This is a genomic window from Corynebacterium marquesiae, from assembly GCF_030229635.1.
GTDB lineage: Bacteria > Actinomycetota > Actinomycetes > Mycobacteriales > Mycobacteriaceae > Corynebacterium > Corynebacterium marquesiae.
In genome coordinates this window covers 1-1,385 of record NZ_JASPII010000034.1, presented here as the reverse complement: position 1 = coordinate 1,385, position 1,385 = coordinate 1, and the positions used below count along the sequence as shown (strand labels likewise).

Annotated in this window: 1 protein-coding gene; it reads right to left on the bottom strand. The window is 58.4% G+C overall.

Annotated elements, in window-relative coordinates; all coding sequences use genetic code 11:
• Positions 1-45 precede the first annotated feature (45 nt).
• Positions 46-1,224 (bottom strand): IS256-like element IS1249 family transposase, encoded by a 1,179-nt coding sequence (locus QP971_RS11245; RefSeq protein ID WP_005323424.1) that lies wholly within the window; start codon positions 1,222-1,224, stop codon positions 46-48.
• Positions 1,225-1,385 lie beyond the last annotated feature (161 nt).

Sequence of the window (1,385 nt, the reverse complement as noted above, 5' to 3'; positions counted from 1 at the left end):
GGGTTAAGGGTCAAAATGTGTGTCTGGCTCGGCGTGTCGCGGGGGTTAGATTTGGCCTTTTTGAATGCCGATTGAGTGGGTGTAGTCGGTGTCGATAGCGTTGTCGTAGAGGGCTGGGCGTCCTGTTTCGTGGTCGGCTTGGTTCTCGGTTTGGGTCAGGGTGGATACTTTGGCGAGTTGGCCCTGGCCCCAGTCGGACTGCCTGGCGATTCGTACTGGATCGTCAGGCAGTTCCGTTTTTAAGTAGAGCCACCAATCCAGCATGCGGCGTTGTCGTTCGCCTGATCTGCCGCGGTGGGTTCTGGCGAGCAGTTTGAGCTGGGCGTTGATGCCGCCTTCTAAGCTGTTGGTGGTGGATTTGATCCGCTCGGGCGCAAGGACTCCTGCTGGCGGGTTGAGGTAGACAAACAGCATCTCGGACCGCCAAAGATGGTTGAGGCTGTTGTAGGCCTTGCGCACGTTGTGGTGGGTCCACACGCGGGTCCATGCACCTGTTTTGGGGTCTTTGATCATGGTTTTCTCGTTCATCCATTCCCGGTAGATCGTTGAAAACTCGTGCAGTTGCACACCCCACGCGGCGGCTTCATCCAGTGTGGTGATCCGGGTCAGTTTCAGCGCAAGTCGGTAGATGGTGCGCCCGGCATCGGTGCGTGGGTTGGTGGTGGTGTAGCGGCGGACCACGCGTTGGGCGTGGACGAGGCAGCGTTGAATTTTCGTAGTCGGCCAGCACTTTTTGATTGCGCTGTATGCGCCTTGGCCGCCGTCGATGACGGCGATGAGTGGGGCTTCGATGCGTTCAAGCAGCAGTTGGTAGTCGCGGGTGGTTTCGTGTTTGCACCAGTGCCAGGCGATCACGTGGTCGATGGTCGCCGCGACGATCAGGCAGCCACCGGCGGTGTAGGTGCCATCGAGAAATACCTGGTCGTAGATCCGCTTGTGGTGGCCGGCGGTGGGGTCAGGCACATCAACGAGCCAGCACCACTTGAAGCGCCGCTTCATGGTGGCGCGGCTAACACCGTTTCGTTTGGCTAGGTCGTCGAGTGATATTGCGGTGGTGCAATGCTCGATGAACTGGGTGAACACTGCCGCGTTGGTGATGTCGTTTCGACGTTTGACGCTGGAGGCGCCGCATTGTTTGCAGCGCCATCTGGTGGTGCCTTTGCTGGTGGTGCCGTTGCGTTTCATTTCACCGCCGCAGTGGCAGCGTGGTTGGTTCTTCGACATTGCGACACCACACCACGCCGCGCATAGCACATCACGGCTGCCACACCGAGGATTTCCCGTCGGGGGCTAGATATATGCTTCCGGAGCATATACTTTCCGGAAACCTACAGGTCAATCCGTGAAAATCCGCGATTCCGGACACACTTTTTGACCCTTAACCC

Bases quoted from the DNA above. Each gene is read 5' to 3' on its own strand.
- QP971_RS11245 (WP_005323424.1), bottom strand. From the start codon at position 1,224: ATGTCGAAGAACCAACCACGCTGCCACTGCGGCGGTGAAATGAAACGC.